Raw genomic sequence first — 13,711 nt, forward strand, 5'->3', positions numbered from 1 at the left:
AGTCGGGGACCGCCGGGACACCGGGAAGGGGCAGCGGGTTGACCACGCACGCACCACAGACGGCGCGGGCCGTGACGCTGCCCGCCTCGCTCGACGAGGCCGTGGCGGCGCTCACGGCCATGCCGGCGGCCGTCCCCGTCGCCGGCGGCACCGACCTCATGGCCGCCGTCAACAAGGGCCAGCTCAGGCCCGCCGGACTCGTCGGCCTGAGCCGCATCAACGAGATCCGCGGCTGGCAGTACCAGGACGGCCACGCCCTCCTCGGCGCCGGCCTCACCCACGCCCGCATGGGCCGCCCCGACTTCGCCGCCCTCATCCCGGCCCTCGCCGCCGCCGCCCGCGCCGCCGGACCGCCGCAGATCCGCAACGCCGGCACCCTCGGCGGCAACGTCGTCACCGCCGCGCCCACCGGCGACTCGCTGCCCGTCCTCGCCGCCCTGGAGGCCGACCTCGTCGTCCTCGGGCCGCTCGGCAGCCGCGAGATCCCCGTCTCCCACCTGCTCGCGGGCCGCGACCTGCTCGCCCCCGGCGAGCTCGTGGGCTTCGTCCGGGTGCCGCTGCTCCACGCCCCCCAGGTCTTCCTCAAGGCCACCGGCCGCACCGGCCCGGCCCGCGCCACCGCCTCCGTCGCCGTCGTCCTCGACCCGGCCCGGCGCGGGGTGCGCTGCGCCGTCGGCGCCGTCGCGCCGATGCCGCTGCGCCCCCTGGAGGCCGAGCGCTGGATCGCCTCGCTGGTGGACTGGGACAACGACCGGGGGCTCGCGCCGGAGGCGCTGACGGCGTTCGGCGAGTACGTCGCCGCCGCCTGCATCCCGGACCCGCAAGGGGGCGAACAGCTGCCCCCGGCCGTACTGCACCTGCGGCGCACCGTCGCCGCACTCGCCCGACGGGCACTGGGGAGGGCACTCGCGTGAGCAGCGACGAACAGCAGGGCAACCAGGGCGGCTGGGAGCCGATCCCGCAGAGCGAGGGGTACGACGGCGACGCGACCGCCTTCGTGCAGCTCCCGCCGGACTTCATGCTGGACGGCGTGCCCCTGGAGGCGCCCGGCCACGGCTACGTGCCGCCGATGATCACCCCGCTCCAGCCGCTCGCCCCGCCCCCGGAGACCGACCCGGCGGCCACCGGAAGCTGGCCGGCCCACCCGCCGGTCGAGGCGGAGCCGGTACTGCCGTACTTCGACCAGGCGCAGGGCCGCGGCTACGAGCCGGAACACGTCCAGGAGCACGTCCAGGAGTACGAGCGGGACCGGGGCTACGAGCAGCCGCAGGGGTACGAGCAGCCGCAGGGCTTCGAGCGGGACCGGGGCGGCTTCGAGTACTTCGAGCAGCAGGGCGAGCCCTTCGACCCGGCCGGGTACGCCGATCCGGACCCGCACGCGACGGCCGAGTGGCACTTCGCGGAGCCGGCGGAGCACGCCCCCGAGCACACCACCGAGCACACCACCGAGCACACCACCGAGCACGCCCCCGAGCCCGCTCCCCTCCCCGAGCCCGGCCCCGGCGACACCGGCCAGTGGCGGATCCCCGCCGAGGCCCCGGCGACCCTCCCGGGCGGCGCGCCCGCGCCCTGGGCGCTCCTGCTCCAGGAGGAGCCGGAGCCCGAGGCCGTCGAGGAGGCGGCTCCGGAGGCCGTACAGGACGCTCCGGACGCCCTCGACGCCTCCGGGGCGGACCCGGCTCCGGAAGCGGCCCCCGAAGCCGCGCAGGACGCCCCCGGAGCCGTACGGGAAGCCCCCGAACCGGACCTCCCCGAAGCGGATCCCGCGCCCGAGACGGACGCCGGTCTCCGCGCGGAGACCGTCCTCGACACGGACGTTCCCGACCCCGTGCCCCCCGTCCCGGCGGAGGTCCACGCCTCCACCGACAGCGACGAGCACCCCCACACCTCGTACACCCTCCGGGTCAACGGCGTGGACCGGCCCGTCACCGGCTCCTGGATCGGCGAGTCGCTGCTCTACGTGCTGCGCGAGCGCCTCGGGCTCGCCGGGGCCAAGGACGGCTGCTCGCAGGGCGAGTGCGGCGCGTGCAACGTGCAGGTCGACGGCCGGCTCGTCGCCTCCTGTCTGGTCCCCGCGGCGACCGCCGCCGGGAGCGAGGTGCGGACGGTCGAGGGCCTCGCGGTCGACGGCGAGCCCTCCGACGTGCAGCGGGCCATGGCCAGGTGCGGCACCGTCCAGTGCGGCTTCTGCATCCCCGGCATGTGCATGACCGTGCACGACCTCCTGGAGGGCAACCACGCCCCCACCGACCTGGAGACCCGCCAGGCGCTCGCCGGCAACCTGTGCCGCTGCTCCGGCTACCGGGGCGTCCTCGAAGCCGTACGGGACGTCGTCGCCGAGCGCGAGGCCGGGGCCGCCGCCCACGCGCCCGAGAGCGCCGACGAAGCCCGCATCCCGCACCAGATCCCGCACCCGCACCCGCACGACGGAGGCAAGGCGTGAGCAGCGACGCGACCACCGCCGTTCCCACGGCCACGGTCACGGACGTCCCCGGACCCCTCGGACAGGAGCCGGCCGCCCACGGCCTCGGCACCTCGCTCCCGCAGGCCGAGTCCCGCGCGAAGACCGAGGGCACCTTCCCGTACGCCTCCGACCTGTGGGCCGAGGGCCTGCTCTGGGCCGCGATCCTGCGCTCCCCGCACCCGCACGCCCGGATCGTCTCCGTCGACACCTCCGCGGCCGCCGCCATGCCGGGCGTGCGGGCCGTGGTGACGGCCGCCGACGTGCCGGGCGCGGCCACCTACGGGCGCCGGGTCGCGGACCGGCCCGTCTTCGCCTCCGACCTGGTCCGCCACCACGGCGAGGCCCTCGCGGCCGTCGCCGCCGACCACCCCGACACGGCCCGGCTCGCCGCCGCCGCCATCGCCGTCGAGTACGAGGTGCTCGAACCGGTCACCGACCCGGAGAAGGCCTTCGCGGCCGAGCCGCTGCACCCCGACGGGAACCTGATCCGGCACATCCCGCTGCGCTTCGGCGACCCGGAGGCGGCCGGCGAGGTCGTCGTCGAGGGCCTGTACCGGATCGGGCGGCAGGACCCGGCGCCGATCGGCGCCGAGGCCGGTCTCGCCGTGCCCCGCCCCGACGGCGGCGTCGAGCTGTACACGGCCTCCACCGACCCGCACACCGACCGGGACCTGGCCGCCGCCTGCTTCGGCCTGACGCCCGACCAGGTCAAGCTGGTCGTCACCGGCGTCCCCGGCGCCACCGGCGACCGCGAGGACCCGGGCTTCCAGATCCCGCTGGGCCTGCTCGCGCTGCGCACCGGCTGCCCGGTCAAGCTCACCGCCACGCGCGAGGAGTCGTTCCTCGGCCACGCCCACCGCCACCCCACCCTGCTGCGCTACCGGCACCACGCCGACGCGGAGGGGCGCCTGGTGAAGGTGGAGGCGCAGATCCTGCTCGACGGCGGCGCGTACGCCGACTCCTCGTCCGAGTCCCTCGCGGCGGCCGTGGCCTTCGCCTGCGGCCCGTACGTCGTCCCGCACGCCTTCGTCGAGGGCTGGGCCGTCCGCACCAACAACCCGCCGTCCGGCCACGTGCGCGGCGAGGGCGCCATGCAGGTGTGCGCCGCGTACGAGGCGCAGATGGACAAGCTCGCGGCCAAGCTGGGCGTGGACCCGGCCGAGCTGCGGATGCGGAACGTCATGGCGACCGGCGACCTCCTGCCCACCGGGCAGACGGTCACCTGCCCGGCCCCGGTCGCCGAACTCCTCTCCGCCGTACGGGACTTCCCGCTGCCCCCGCTGCCCAAGGACACCCCCGAGGGCGAGTGGCTGCTGCCCGGCGGCCCCGAGGGCGCGGGCGAACCCGGCGCGGTGCGGCGGGGCGTGGGCTACGCGCTCGGCATGGTCCACATGCTCGGCGCGGAGGGCACCGACGAGGTCTCCACGGCGACCGTGCGGGTCGTGGACGGGACGGCGACGGTCATCTGCTCGGCCGTGGACACCGGTTCGGGCTTCGCCACGCTCGCCCGCCAGATCGTGCAGGAGACCCTCGGCATCGACGAGGTGCACGTCGCGCCCGTCGACACCGACCAGCCGCCCGCCGGACCGGCCGCCCACGGCCGGCACACCTGGGTCTCGGGCGGGGCCGTCGAGCGGGCCGCGAAGATGGTCCGCACCCAGCTCCTCCAGCCGCTCGCCCACAAGTTCGGCATGTCGACCGAGCTGCTCCAGATCACCGACGGCAAGATCACCTCGTACGACGGCGTGCTCTCCACGACGGTCACCGAGGCGCTCGACGGCAAGGAGCTGTGGGCCACCGCCCAGTGCCGCCCCCATCCCACCGAACCCCTGGACGACGCGGGCCAGGGCGACGCCTTCGTGGGCCTCGCGTTCTGCGCGATCCGCGCGGTCGTGGACGTGGACGTCGAACTCGGCGCCGTACGGGTCGTGGAGATGGCCGTCGCCCAGGACGTCGGCCGGATCCTCAACCCGGCCCAGCTCGCCACCCGCATCGAGGCGGGCGTCACCCAGGGCGTCGGCGCGGCCCTCACCGAGAACCTGCGCACCGCCCGCGGCCTGGTCCGCCACCCCGACTTCACCGGCTACGCCCTCCCGACCTCGCTCGACGCCCCGGACATCCGGATCGTGAAGCTGGTCGAGGAGCGCGACGTGGTGGCCCCCTTCGGCGCCAAGGCCGCGAGCGCCGTCCCCGTCGTCACCTCGCCCGCCGCGGTCGCGGCGGCGGTCCGCGCGGCCACCGGCCGCCCGGTCAACCGCCTCCCGATCCGGCCGCAGGCGGCCGTCGCGGCGCCCCAGTAGGACCTGCCGGGGCCCTCCGGACCGTTCGCCGGTCCGGAGGGCCCCGCTCACTCCCCGTACACCGGCATCGCCGCGATCCGGCCGCCCCGGACGAGGAAGACGCGGTGGCCGCCGCTCGCCATCCGGTAGGTGCCCTCGCCCTTCATGCTGACGGTGAAGAGGTGGTTGCCGGTCTCCTTGTCGACCGCCTTGAGGGAGCTGTTGTCGGGGGCGTGGAGCCAGACCGTCGTGCCCTCCACGGCCGGGGGAGCGAGCGTGCCGGGGCCCGTGCCGTCCAGGATCTCGTGCCACTCCTGCTTCGGGGAGGAGGAGCCCATCGTGGTGCCGTAGCGGTGGGCGTTGTAGGAGTTGGCCGCGAAGACGACGATGTCGCTGGCGGCCGGGGTGCCCCAGTCGGCCTTCCCGCTCCCGGTCTCCTCCTCCCACAGCGGTTCGCCCGCGTCGAGGCTGCGGGCGGTCAGCTTCGGGCCGCCGAAGTAGACGATGTTGCGGCTGAACGCCGGGGCCTGTCCGGCGGTGCCCTGGCCCGTGAACTCCCACTCCGTGCGGCCGGTTTCGGCGTGGAGGGCGGCGACCCGGCCGTCCCTGCCGTGGATCACGAGCCGCCGGTCGGCCGCGAGGGCCCGCGCGGCGCCGCCGCCGGGGGAGCGGGGCGAGGTCATCGGGCGCTTCCAGGCGGTGGCGAGGGTCCAGGCGTCGACGGCGCGCAGCTCGTCGTCCTCCGTCACCAGGTAGACGCGGGTCCCGTCGGCCGCGAGGACGTTCCTCACTCCGGACCCGCTCCGCCAGACGGGCCGGCCGGTGGAGGCGACGAACGCGCGCAGGGCGCCGTCCCCGTCGACGCCGACCACCATCCGGTCCGCGACGGACACGAAACCGGCGTCCGCGTCGATCTCCTTCGCCCGCCACCGCTCCTTCCCGTCCGTCACCGACAGGGCGAGCAGGCCGCCCTTCGCCGCCCGCACGACCACCACGTCCCGTACCGGCAGCGGGAGTTCGTCCCCCGGCGCCGTTCCGTCGACCGGGCCCCACAGCGGCTTCGGGGCCTCGCCCGGCGCGGTGTCGACGGCCCAGACGAAAGCCGCCTCGGGGGTCGCCGCGGCCGGCGGCACGTCGGCGGTCGGCGAACCGCCGTTCCGGTTCAGCCACCAGGCGCCCGCCCCGCCGCCCGCGCCGAGCACCGCCACGCCCACGGCCGCGCCGGTCAGGAAGCGGCGCCGGGACGGCCGGCCGGACCCGGGCACGGCGGTGTCGGCGGGCGCCGTCAGACGCCTCACCGCGGCCTCGCGCCGCTTGACGTCCTCCGCGAGCGGCCCCTTGCGCCACACCCGCTCGGCGCCCTTCGGCGGCGCGAAGGCCGCCGCGATCCGCGCGGCGTCCGGCCGGAGCGCCGGGTCCTTCGCCAGGCACGGGCCGATCAGCTCCCGCAGCTCCGGCGGCACCCCGCCCAGGTCCGGGACGCCGTGCACCACCTCGTACTGGAGCGCCGCCACGTGCCCGGCGTCGAAGGCGCGCCGCCCGCTCGCCGCGTGGACCAGGACCGCCCCGAGCGAGAAGACGTCGGCGGGCGGGCCGACCCGCTGCCCGAGGACCTGCTCGGGCGCCCCGTACCCCGGCGTGACCGGGATCTGTCCCGTGGTGGTGAGGGTGAGGCCGTGCTCGGGGCGGGCGATGCCGAAGTCGATGACCCGGGGGCCGGCCGAGGTCAGCACGATGTTCGCGGGCTTCAGGTCCCGGTGGACGAGCCCGGCCGCGTGGATGTCGTACAGCGCCCCGGCGAGCCGGGCGGCGAGGACGCGGACCGACGGCACGTCCAGCGGCCCGTACGCGCGCACGGCCTCGTCGAGGGTCGGCCCGGCGAGGAACTCGGCCGCGATCCAGAGCCGTCCGCCCTCCGTCTGCGCCCCGAGGATCCGCGCCACGCCCCCGCTCGTGACGGCTCGCGCCATGTCGGCCTCGCGGACGAACCGCTGGGCGAGGTGCGGGTCGTGGGCGAGCTCGGGGCGGAGGACCTTGACGGCGGCGGGCGTCCCGGCGCCGTCCCGGCCGACGTACACCTTGCCCATGCCGCCCTCGCCGAGGACGCCGAGGAGCCGGTACGGGCCGAGCCGGAGCGGGTCGCCGGCGGCGAGGGGCTGAGGGGTCATGAGGAGGCTTCCGAGTAGGGGGATTCGTGAGGGGATTCTGGGGGGCGGACGGATTCGTCAGACGAGCGGGTTCGTCAGGCGATCGGATTTGTCGAGCAATCGGATTCGTCAGGCGAGCGGCAGGGACACCACGGACGTCTCGCCCGCCCCGAAGAGCCGGGTCCTCTTCTTGTCGGTCACGAAGCGGCTCGCCTCCGTCCGGAACACCCAGTCCGAGCGGTAGCCGTCCAGGGCGACCGCGTTGAGACCGCCCCGCACGGGCGTGTACACGTACTTCTCGCCGATCACGGGGGTGGCGAAGAGGTACGGGGACAGGGAGCGCCCGGACGGCCCCTCCGTCCGGTGCCTGCGGCCGTTGTCGGCCCCGACGGACACCAGGCCGGGGGTCTCCCTCCGCTCCTGCGCGTGGACGAGGCCGTTCGCGACGGCCGGCACCCCGTAGGAGGTGGAGGCGGAACCGGAGCCGTACTCCCAGGCGACGGCGCCGTCCGTGAGGCGCAGGGCCCGCAGCCGGTCGCCGCCCAGGTAGACGTGCCGCTCGTCGGTCACCAGCTGGCCGGGGATGTACGAGGCGGAGTCCTTCAGGGGCAGCCGCCGCCGCCACAGCTGGCGGCCGGTGCGCAGGTCGCGGGCCTGGACCAGGAAGGAGTCCAGGTCGCCGCTGTTCTTGCCGAGGACCAGCCGGTCGCCGACGACCTTGGAGAGCCAGGGCCGGACGCCGTCCCACGTGTACGGCTGCCGCCACAGCTCCCGGCCCGCGCGGACGTCGACGGCGATCAGGTGCCAGCCGGTGTCGTCCTCGTCACCGGTGACGTCCCAGGCGCCCCGCCGGGAAGAGGCGAAGAGCACGCCGTCGGAGGCGGTGAGGAGTTCCGTGCCCTTGTGGGAGCCCTCGAAGCCCTTCAGGTCGATCGTCCGGGACGTCCCCCCGCCGCCGCCGAGGGCCCCGCGCGTGCGGAGGTGGAGGACGCCGGGGCCCTCGAACTCGCCGCTCGACAGGTAGAAGACCGTGCCGTCGGTGGTGATCTGCCGGGGCTCCATCACCGCGCTCTCGGTCCAGAGTTCGGAGCCGTCGCGCATGTCGAGCGCCCGGAACTCCGCGGTCTCGGCGAAGCCGACGACGCCGTCCGCGACCAGCGGGGTGATCCGCTGCTCGCGGTCGAACGCCTTCTCCTGCCACAGCGGCGCGGGCGCCCCGTCCGCGGCCGTCGTGGCGGGGACGGCGGTGGGCCCGGCGGATCCTCCGCCGGTCGGCGGCCCGTCCTTCCGCCCGCTCCGCCACGCCCACAGGCCGCCGCCCGCGCCCGCCGCCCCGAGCAGGGCGGCGCCGCCCACGGAGAACAGCCGGCGGCGGGAGAGCGGGGCGGCGGGCGCGGTCTCCGCCGCGACGGGGCCCTCCGGGGCCGGGAGCCGGTGCGGGGCGTGCAGCCACACGTCGGTCGCCCGGCGGCCGATGTCGGCGAGGACCAGCGGCGGCAGGTGGTCCGCGAACTCGCCGTGCCCGTCGTGCAGGTGCTCCACCAGGACGGCGGTGGTGGGGCGGGCCGCCGGGTCCTTGGCGAGGCACGCCGTCAGGAGCGGCAGCAGCGCCTCCGGCACGCCGGTGAGGTCGGGCTCGGCGTACCGCACGCGGTAGAGGAGGTCGGCGGGGGAGCCCGTACCGAAGGGGCCGCGGCCGGCGGACGCGAAGACGAGGACGCCGGCGAGCGCGAACACGTCGCCCGCCGGGCCGTGTTCCTGCCCGCTCGCCTGCTCCGGCGACATGAACGCCGGGGTGCCGGCCGCCGTCCCGGTGCGGGTGAGGTGGTCGTCGCCGGCCGCGCGGGCGATGCCGAAGTCGATGATCTTCGGGCCGTGGGCGGTGACGAGGACGTTCGAGGGCTTCAGGTCGCGGTGGACCACGTCCGAGGAGTGCAGCTGGGCGAGGGCCCCGGCGAGCGCGGCGCCGAGGGCGCGAACGGTCGGCTCGGGGAGCGGGCCGCCGAGCGCGACGGCGTCGTCCAGGGGTGGCCCGAGGACGTACTCGGTGGCCAGCCACGGGGTCTCGGCCAGCGGGTCGGCGTCGACGACGGCCGCGCCGTGGCGCGCGCCGATGATCCGCGCCGCGTCGGTCTCCAGGCGGAACCGGCTCCGGAAGGCGGGATCGGCGGCGAGCCGGGCGTGCACGGTCTTGAGGGCGACCGTCCGGCCGCCCGGGGTGCGCGCCAGATAGACCGTGCCCATGCCGCCCGCGCCGAGGCGGGCGAGGAGACGGTACGTGGCGACGGCGGCCGGGTCGTCGTGGGTCAGGGGCGACAGCATGAGGTCAGGTCCGTGCGATCTTCAGGCGTGTACGGGGACGGTGGCGGCCTGCCCGGGGAGCGGCGGCAGCTCGGCGGCGAGGAGCTCGGCGGACTGGCGGGCGAGCGCGGCGACCACCCGGCCGGGCAGCCACCCGGGGGCGAGCGGGGAGGGGGCGAGCGCGGCCGCCAGGGCGGCGGCGGTGGGCCGGTCGGCGGGGTCGCGGGCCAGACAGGCGGCGACCACCGGCCGCAGCCCGGGCGGGAGTTCGTCGCGCTCGGGCACGGTGTGGCCGGTGGCGGCGTACGCGAGGACGGCGCCGAGCGCGAACACGTCCCCCGGCGGGCGCGGCCGCCCTCCGGCCGCCTGCTCGGGGGCGAGGGCGCCGGGGTCGATCCCGGGCAGCCCGGCGCGCGGCTCGCCGTCGGGCCCCGCGGCCCGCACCGCCCCGAAACAGCTCAGGAGCGGCCCGCCGGCGGCGATCAGGACGGCGGCGGGGGAGACCCCGGCGTGCGCGAGGCCCCCCGCGTGCACGCCGGCGAGCGTCTCCGCGAGCGCGACCCCGACCCCCCGCACGACCCCCTCGGGCAACGGCCCGCCGTACACGGCGAGGGCGACGGGGAGGGGGAGGAGGGGGAGGTAAGGGGTGGCGTACCAGGTGGGGGCGGCGGGGGCGGGTCCGGTTGCGGCTCCGGGTCCGGGGGAGGGCGCGACTCCGGCTCCGGCCCCGGGCCCGGCCCCGGATATGGCTCCGGCTCCTGCGAAGGGACCCGACACCTCCGTCACCGGCGCCAGCCACGGCCCCACCACATGCCGTCCCGCCTCCGCCTCCACCGCGAAGCGGCCCGGGTCGGCGCCCGGCAGCGGGGTGCTCAGCAGGACCGTGCGCCCGTCCTCGCCCCGGGCCACGAACCGGCGGCAGGGGGCGGGGGAGCCGGGCGGGTCGAGACGGGTGATCAGCCGGTACGGCCCGATCCGCCGCGCGGACTCCCGCCGTGTGCGTGCCTGTTCCACCGGATCGTCCCCCCGTCGTCCCGACACCCCGGGGCCACCGGAGCGGGAACGAGCCTATCGAGACGGCCGACTCCGGCCACGGGAGGGGCGGGAAACCCTCGAGGTGACACGCTTCCCGGCGCGCGGTGCGCGGGCGGACGCCCGCCCCTACCATCACCGTGCTCCACGACCGCGGAACCCGCCGGGGCGGAGCCGGAACGACGAGGGGACGCGATGACGGCGAGGAGGGGGCGCGTGGGCACCGCCGTACTGGGGGTGGTCATGGCGCTGACCGCGACCGGGTGCTCCGGCGGAGGGACGCCGGACGAGGCGGAGGAGAGGACGGCGGCGGCGCTGAAGGTCTGCGAGGAGGTCTTCGGCACCGGGGGAGTGGCGGAGGCCCGCGAGGTCCTCGACTCCTCCCGCCTCGGCGCCGAGCCCCCGGTCCCGGGCGGCTTCAGGGCCGAGGGCCGGACCCCGGACGGCATCCGGACCGCGATGACCGGGGAGGCACGGGCGTACGTCCCCCGGAGCGCGGCCGACCGGCCGGGCCACCCCTCGTACCGGCCGTGCGGGATGGCCGCGGGGGACTACGAGAACCACGACGTCGTCGGCCGGATCACCGGAGAGGTCACATGGCTCTCCCTCACCATGGACGAGATGGCCGGCAGCGCCGACTACGGGGACAGGAGCAACAAGGTCGCCGAGGACCTGTACGCGAGGCAGGACGGGGGCACGGTCGCCGTCCTGCCCTGCCGTGTCCCCGGCGCGCCCGCCGCACAGGAGCGGGGAATGCCCCTGGAGGTCCGGGTGCGGGCCGAGACGGTCGGCCCGGAGGCGGACCTCGTGATCGGCCGCCTCCTGGCGTCCCTGGTGCGCGACACCCGGCAACGGCTCGGCTGCCTGAACCCGGTGGAGGTCCCGGCGACGTTCCCGTTCCTGTTCCCGGCGGACTGAGCACGCCGAAGCCCCCGGACCGGGCGGATCCGCCCTCCCCGCCAGGCGCGCCGGGGCAGTTGCCGCCGTTGCTGTCGGGGGCCCTCGCCGAAGAGGACCGGAGCCACGGCCAAGAGCGCTCTCGGCCAGTCCGAGGGGAACGCCGCGCGAGGTGACCGCCCGTGTCGTCGGCGGCACCGGTTCCGCCGGCCCACGGGGTCGCGGAGCCGGGAAACGGCGTCGCCCGGCCTCGCGTACGGGCCGGGCGACGGATGGAGACCGTGGCGGGAATTGAACCCGCGTAACTCGCTTTGCAGGCGAGTCCCTGAACCACTCGGGCACACGGTCGTGTGGGGTGACGAGTACGACCGTAGGGGGCGGTCCGAGGGGGCTCAAGGGGTCGCGGGGCCGTGCCACGCGACTGCCACACGCCCGCAACACTCCGTTCGCGGTCGTAGGTCCGAGGGCCGAGCGATCCCCGGTCTTCCGACAGGGGTCATTCAGGTCTACACCTCTTACTCTGGGGGGATGAGCGCCCTCGAACCCCGAGACGCCGGCACCGACGCCGCCGTCCCCCCGAGCCCCGGAACCCCTGCCGACCGCCCCGGAGACCGGGGGACCGACGGCCGGGGGTCCGTCCTCGACCCGGCGCACCGGGCGCTCAGCATCGGCATCGTCTCCGTCGTCCTGCTCATCGCCTTCGAGGCGACCGCCGTCGGCACGGCCATGCCCGTCGCCGCCCGCGAGCTGAACGGCGTGTCCGTCTACGCCTTCGCCTTCTCCGCGTACTTCACCACCAGCCTCTTCGGCATGGTCCTGGCCGGCCAGTGGTCCGACCGGAACGGCCCGCTCGCGCCCCTCGCCGCCGGCATATCGGCCTTCGCCGCCGGACTGCTCCTCTCCGGGACCGCGGGCGTCATGTGGATGTTCGTCCTGGGCCGGGCGGTGCAGGGATTCGGCGGCGGCCTCGTCATCGTCGCCCTGTACGTGGTGGTCAGCCGCGCCTACGACGAGCACCTCAGGCCCGCGATCATGGCGGCCTTCGCCGCGAGCTGGGTCGTCCCCTCCGTCGTCGGGCCGCTCGCCTCCGGCACGATCACCGAGCACCTGGGCTGGCGCTGGGTCTTCGTCGGCATCCCCGTCCTCGTCGTCCTGCCGCTCGCCCTCGCCCTCCCCGCGATCCGCCGCACCGCCTCGGGCCCCGCCGACCCCGAGGCGCCCGTCGCGCCCTGGGACCGGCGCCGGATCCGGCTGGCGCTCGGCATCTCCGCGGGCGCCGGACTCCTCCAGTACGCCGGGCAGGAACTGCGCTGGCTCTCCCTGCTGCCCGCCGCCGCGGGCGTCGCGCTGCTCGTGCCCGCCGTGCGGGGACTGCTGCCGCGCGGCACCTACCGGGCCGCCCGCGGCCTGCCCTCGGTGGTGCTGCTGCGCGGGATCGCCGCCGGGTCCTTCATCGCCGCCGAGTCCTTCGTGCCGCTGATGCTGGTCACCCAGCGGGGCCTGAGCCCCACCCTGGCCGGGCTCTCCCTGGCCGTCGGCGGCCTCACCTGGGCGCTCGGCTCCTGGATCCAGTCCCGGCCGTGGACGGAGCCGTACCGGGAGCGGCTCGTCGTCCTCGGGATGGTCCTGGTCGCGCTCGCGATCCTGACGGCCCCGAGCGTCCTGATCACCGCCGTGCCCGTGTGGACCGTCGCGGTGGCCTGGGCCTTCGGCTGCCTCGGCATGGGCGCGGTGATCTCCTCCACGAGCGTGCTCCTCCTGAAGCTCTCCGCCCCGGAGGAGGCGGGCGCGAACTCGGCCGCCCTCCAGATCTCCGACGGCCTCTCCAACGTCCTGCTCCTCGCCTCCGGCGGCGCGGCCTTCGCGGCCCTCGGCGGCGGCGCGGTGGGCCACGCGGTCGCCTCCCACACCGCCGCCACCGGCTCCCACCCGGCCGCCTTCGCCGCGGTCTTCCTGCCGATGGCGGCGGTGGCGGCGGCGGGGGCGTGGGTCGCCACGCGGCTGCACGGGGAGCCGGTGGCCCGGAGCTGAATCCGTTGGCACCGGTACGGCGCCGATCGGTACCGTTCCGGTATGCCCGTGAATCCGCCTCCCGCCGAGGACCTGCCCGACGCCCCCGTCCGGGAGGCGGCCGTGCGCCGGGCCGCCGAGGAGCAGGCCGCCAAGTGGCACGAACTGCTGGAGCGGCTCAAGTGAGCCGCGTCCGCCTCTCCACCGAGGACGTCCTGATCGTCGCCGAGTACGCCGTGGACGACCAGCCGTTCGTCGTCCGCGACCCCGGACTGCTCGACTCGGCGGTGCACCGGCCGTCGGCCACGGCGTTCGGCGAGGAGGCCTACCCGGACCTGCTGGGCAAGGCCGCCGCGCTCCTGCAGTCCCTCGCCGTGAACCACCCCGCCGTCGACGGGAACAAGCGCACCGCCTGGCTCTCCTGCGTGACCTTCCTCGCCCTGAACGGCGTCCATCTCCGCCCCGACGTCGACGCGGCGGAACGCCTGGTCATCGCCGTCGCCACCGGGGAGACGGACGAGGTCGGGGCGATCGCGGACGGCCTGCGGGTGCTGATCGACCCCGACGTGAGCTGAATCGCA

General features: G+C 76.3%; 10 protein-coding genes and 1 tRNA gene. 7 read left to right on the forward strand and 4 right to left on the reverse strand.

Features of this window, described 5'->3' with window-relative positions:
• Window positions 1-38 precede the first annotated feature (38 nt).
• Genes ACIQVI_RS07490 through ACIQVI_RS07500 form a run of 3 tightly spaced genes read left to right on the forward strand, consistent with a single transcriptional unit; the run spans window position 39 to window position 4,764 of the window.
• On the forward strand, window positions 39-914 hold the full coding sequence (locus ACIQVI_RS07490; protein ID WP_351969809.1) for an FAD binding domain-containing protein: 876 nt from the start codon (window positions 39-41) through the stop codon (window positions 912-914).
• A complete protein-coding gene (locus ACIQVI_RS07495; protein WP_403592431.1) occupies window positions 911-2,443 on the forward strand; it encodes a (2Fe-2S)-binding protein in 1,533 nt (510 codons plus the stop codon). Before ACIQVI_RS07490 ends, ACIQVI_RS07495 begins: the two co-directional genes overlap by 4 nt.
• Window positions 2,440-4,764, forward strand: coding sequence for a xanthine dehydrogenase family protein molybdopterin-binding subunit (locus tag ACIQVI_RS07500; RefSeq protein WP_403592434.1), 2,325 nt, complete (start codon window positions 2,440-2,442; stop codon window positions 4,762-4,764). Before ACIQVI_RS07495 ends, ACIQVI_RS07500 begins: the two co-directional genes overlap by 4 nt.
• Before the next feature lie 47 nt (window positions 4,765-4,811).
• On the opposite strand, the gene ACIQVI_RS07505 is transcribed toward ACIQVI_RS07500, so the two are convergent.
• The 3 genes from ACIQVI_RS07505 to ACIQVI_RS07515 all read right to left on the reverse strand — a co-directional run bounded on the left by ACIQVI_RS07505 (window position 4,812) and on the right by ACIQVI_RS07515 (window position 10,205).
• Window positions 4,812-6,911 (reverse strand): PQQ-binding-like beta-propeller repeat protein, encoded by a 2,100-nt coding sequence (locus ACIQVI_RS07505; protein WP_403592437.1) that lies wholly within the window; start codon window positions 6,909-6,911, stop codon window positions 4,812-4,814.
• A 108-nt stretch (window positions 6,912-7,019) separates the two neighbouring features.
• Window positions 7,020-9,212, reverse strand: a complete 2,193-nt coding sequence (locus ACIQVI_RS07510) for a protein kinase (protein ID WP_403592440.1) — start codon at window positions 9,210-9,212, stop codon at window positions 7,020-7,022.
• Window positions 9,213-9,233: 21 nt separating this feature from the next.
• Window positions 9,234-10,205: a serine/threonine protein kinase gene (locus tag ACIQVI_RS07515; protein WP_403592443.1), complete on the reverse strand. Its 972-nt coding sequence runs from the start codon at window positions 10,203-10,205 to the stop codon at window positions 9,234-9,236.
• A 234-nt stretch (window positions 10,206-10,439) separates the two neighbouring features.
• On the opposite strand from ACIQVI_RS07515, the gene ACIQVI_RS07520 reads away from it, so the two are divergent.
• Complete coding sequence (locus tag ACIQVI_RS07520; protein ID WP_403592446.1) at window positions 10,440-11,141, forward strand: hypothetical protein; 702 nt, start codon at window positions 10,440-10,442, stop codon at window positions 11,139-11,141.
• A 252-nt stretch (window positions 11,142-11,393) separates the two neighbouring features.
• Here the strand turns inward: ACIQVI_RS07520 and ACIQVI_RS07525 are convergent.
• Window positions 11,394-11,468 (reverse strand) — tRNA-Cys (locus ACIQVI_RS07525).
• 180 nt (window positions 11,469-11,648) lie between these two features.
• On the opposite strand from ACIQVI_RS07525, the gene ACIQVI_RS07530 reads away from it, so the two are divergent.
• Genes ACIQVI_RS07530 through ACIQVI_RS07540 form a run of 3 tightly spaced genes read left to right on the forward strand, consistent with a single transcriptional unit; the run spans window position 11,649 to window position 13,705 of the window.
• Window positions 11,649-13,151: an MFS transporter gene (locus ACIQVI_RS07530; RefSeq protein WP_403592449.1), complete on the forward strand. Its 1,503-nt coding sequence runs from the start codon at window positions 11,649-11,651 to the stop codon at window positions 13,149-13,151.
• Between the two features lie 42 nt (window positions 13,152-13,193).
• Complete coding sequence (locus ACIQVI_RS07535) at window positions 13,194-13,316, forward strand: hypothetical protein (protein ID WP_403592452.1); 123 nt, start codon at window positions 13,194-13,196, stop codon at window positions 13,314-13,316.
• A complete protein-coding gene (locus tag ACIQVI_RS07540) occupies window positions 13,313-13,705 on the forward strand; it encodes a type II toxin-antitoxin system death-on-curing family toxin (protein ID WP_403592455.1) in 393 nt (130 codons plus the stop codon). Before ACIQVI_RS07535 ends, ACIQVI_RS07540 begins: the two co-directional genes overlap by 4 nt.
• Window positions 13,706-13,711 lie beyond the last annotated feature (6 nt).

The organism is Streptomyces sp. NPDC098101, from assembly GCF_044760185.1.
Classification (GTDB): Bacteria; Actinomycetota; Actinomycetes; order Streptomycetales; family Streptomycetaceae; genus Streptomyces.

Excerpts from the sequence above, each read along its gene's own strand:
- ACIQVI_RS07505 (WP_403592437.1), bottom strand. The coding sequence starts at position 6,911 with ATGACCCCTCAGCCCCTCGCCGCCGGCGACCCGCTCCGGCTCGGCCCG.
- ACIQVI_RS07510 (WP_403592440.1), bottom strand. The coding sequence starts at position 9,212 with ATGCTGTCGCCCCTGACCCACGACGACCCGGCCGCCGTCGCCACGTAC.
- ACIQVI_RS07530 (WP_403592449.1), top strand. The coding sequence starts at position 11,649 with ATGAGCGCCCTCGAACCCCGAGACGCCGGCACCGACGCCGCCGTCCCC.
- ACIQVI_RS07535 (WP_403592452.1), top strand. The coding sequence starts at position 13,194 with ATGCCCGTGAATCCGCCTCCCGCCGAGGACCTGCCCGACGCCCCCGTC.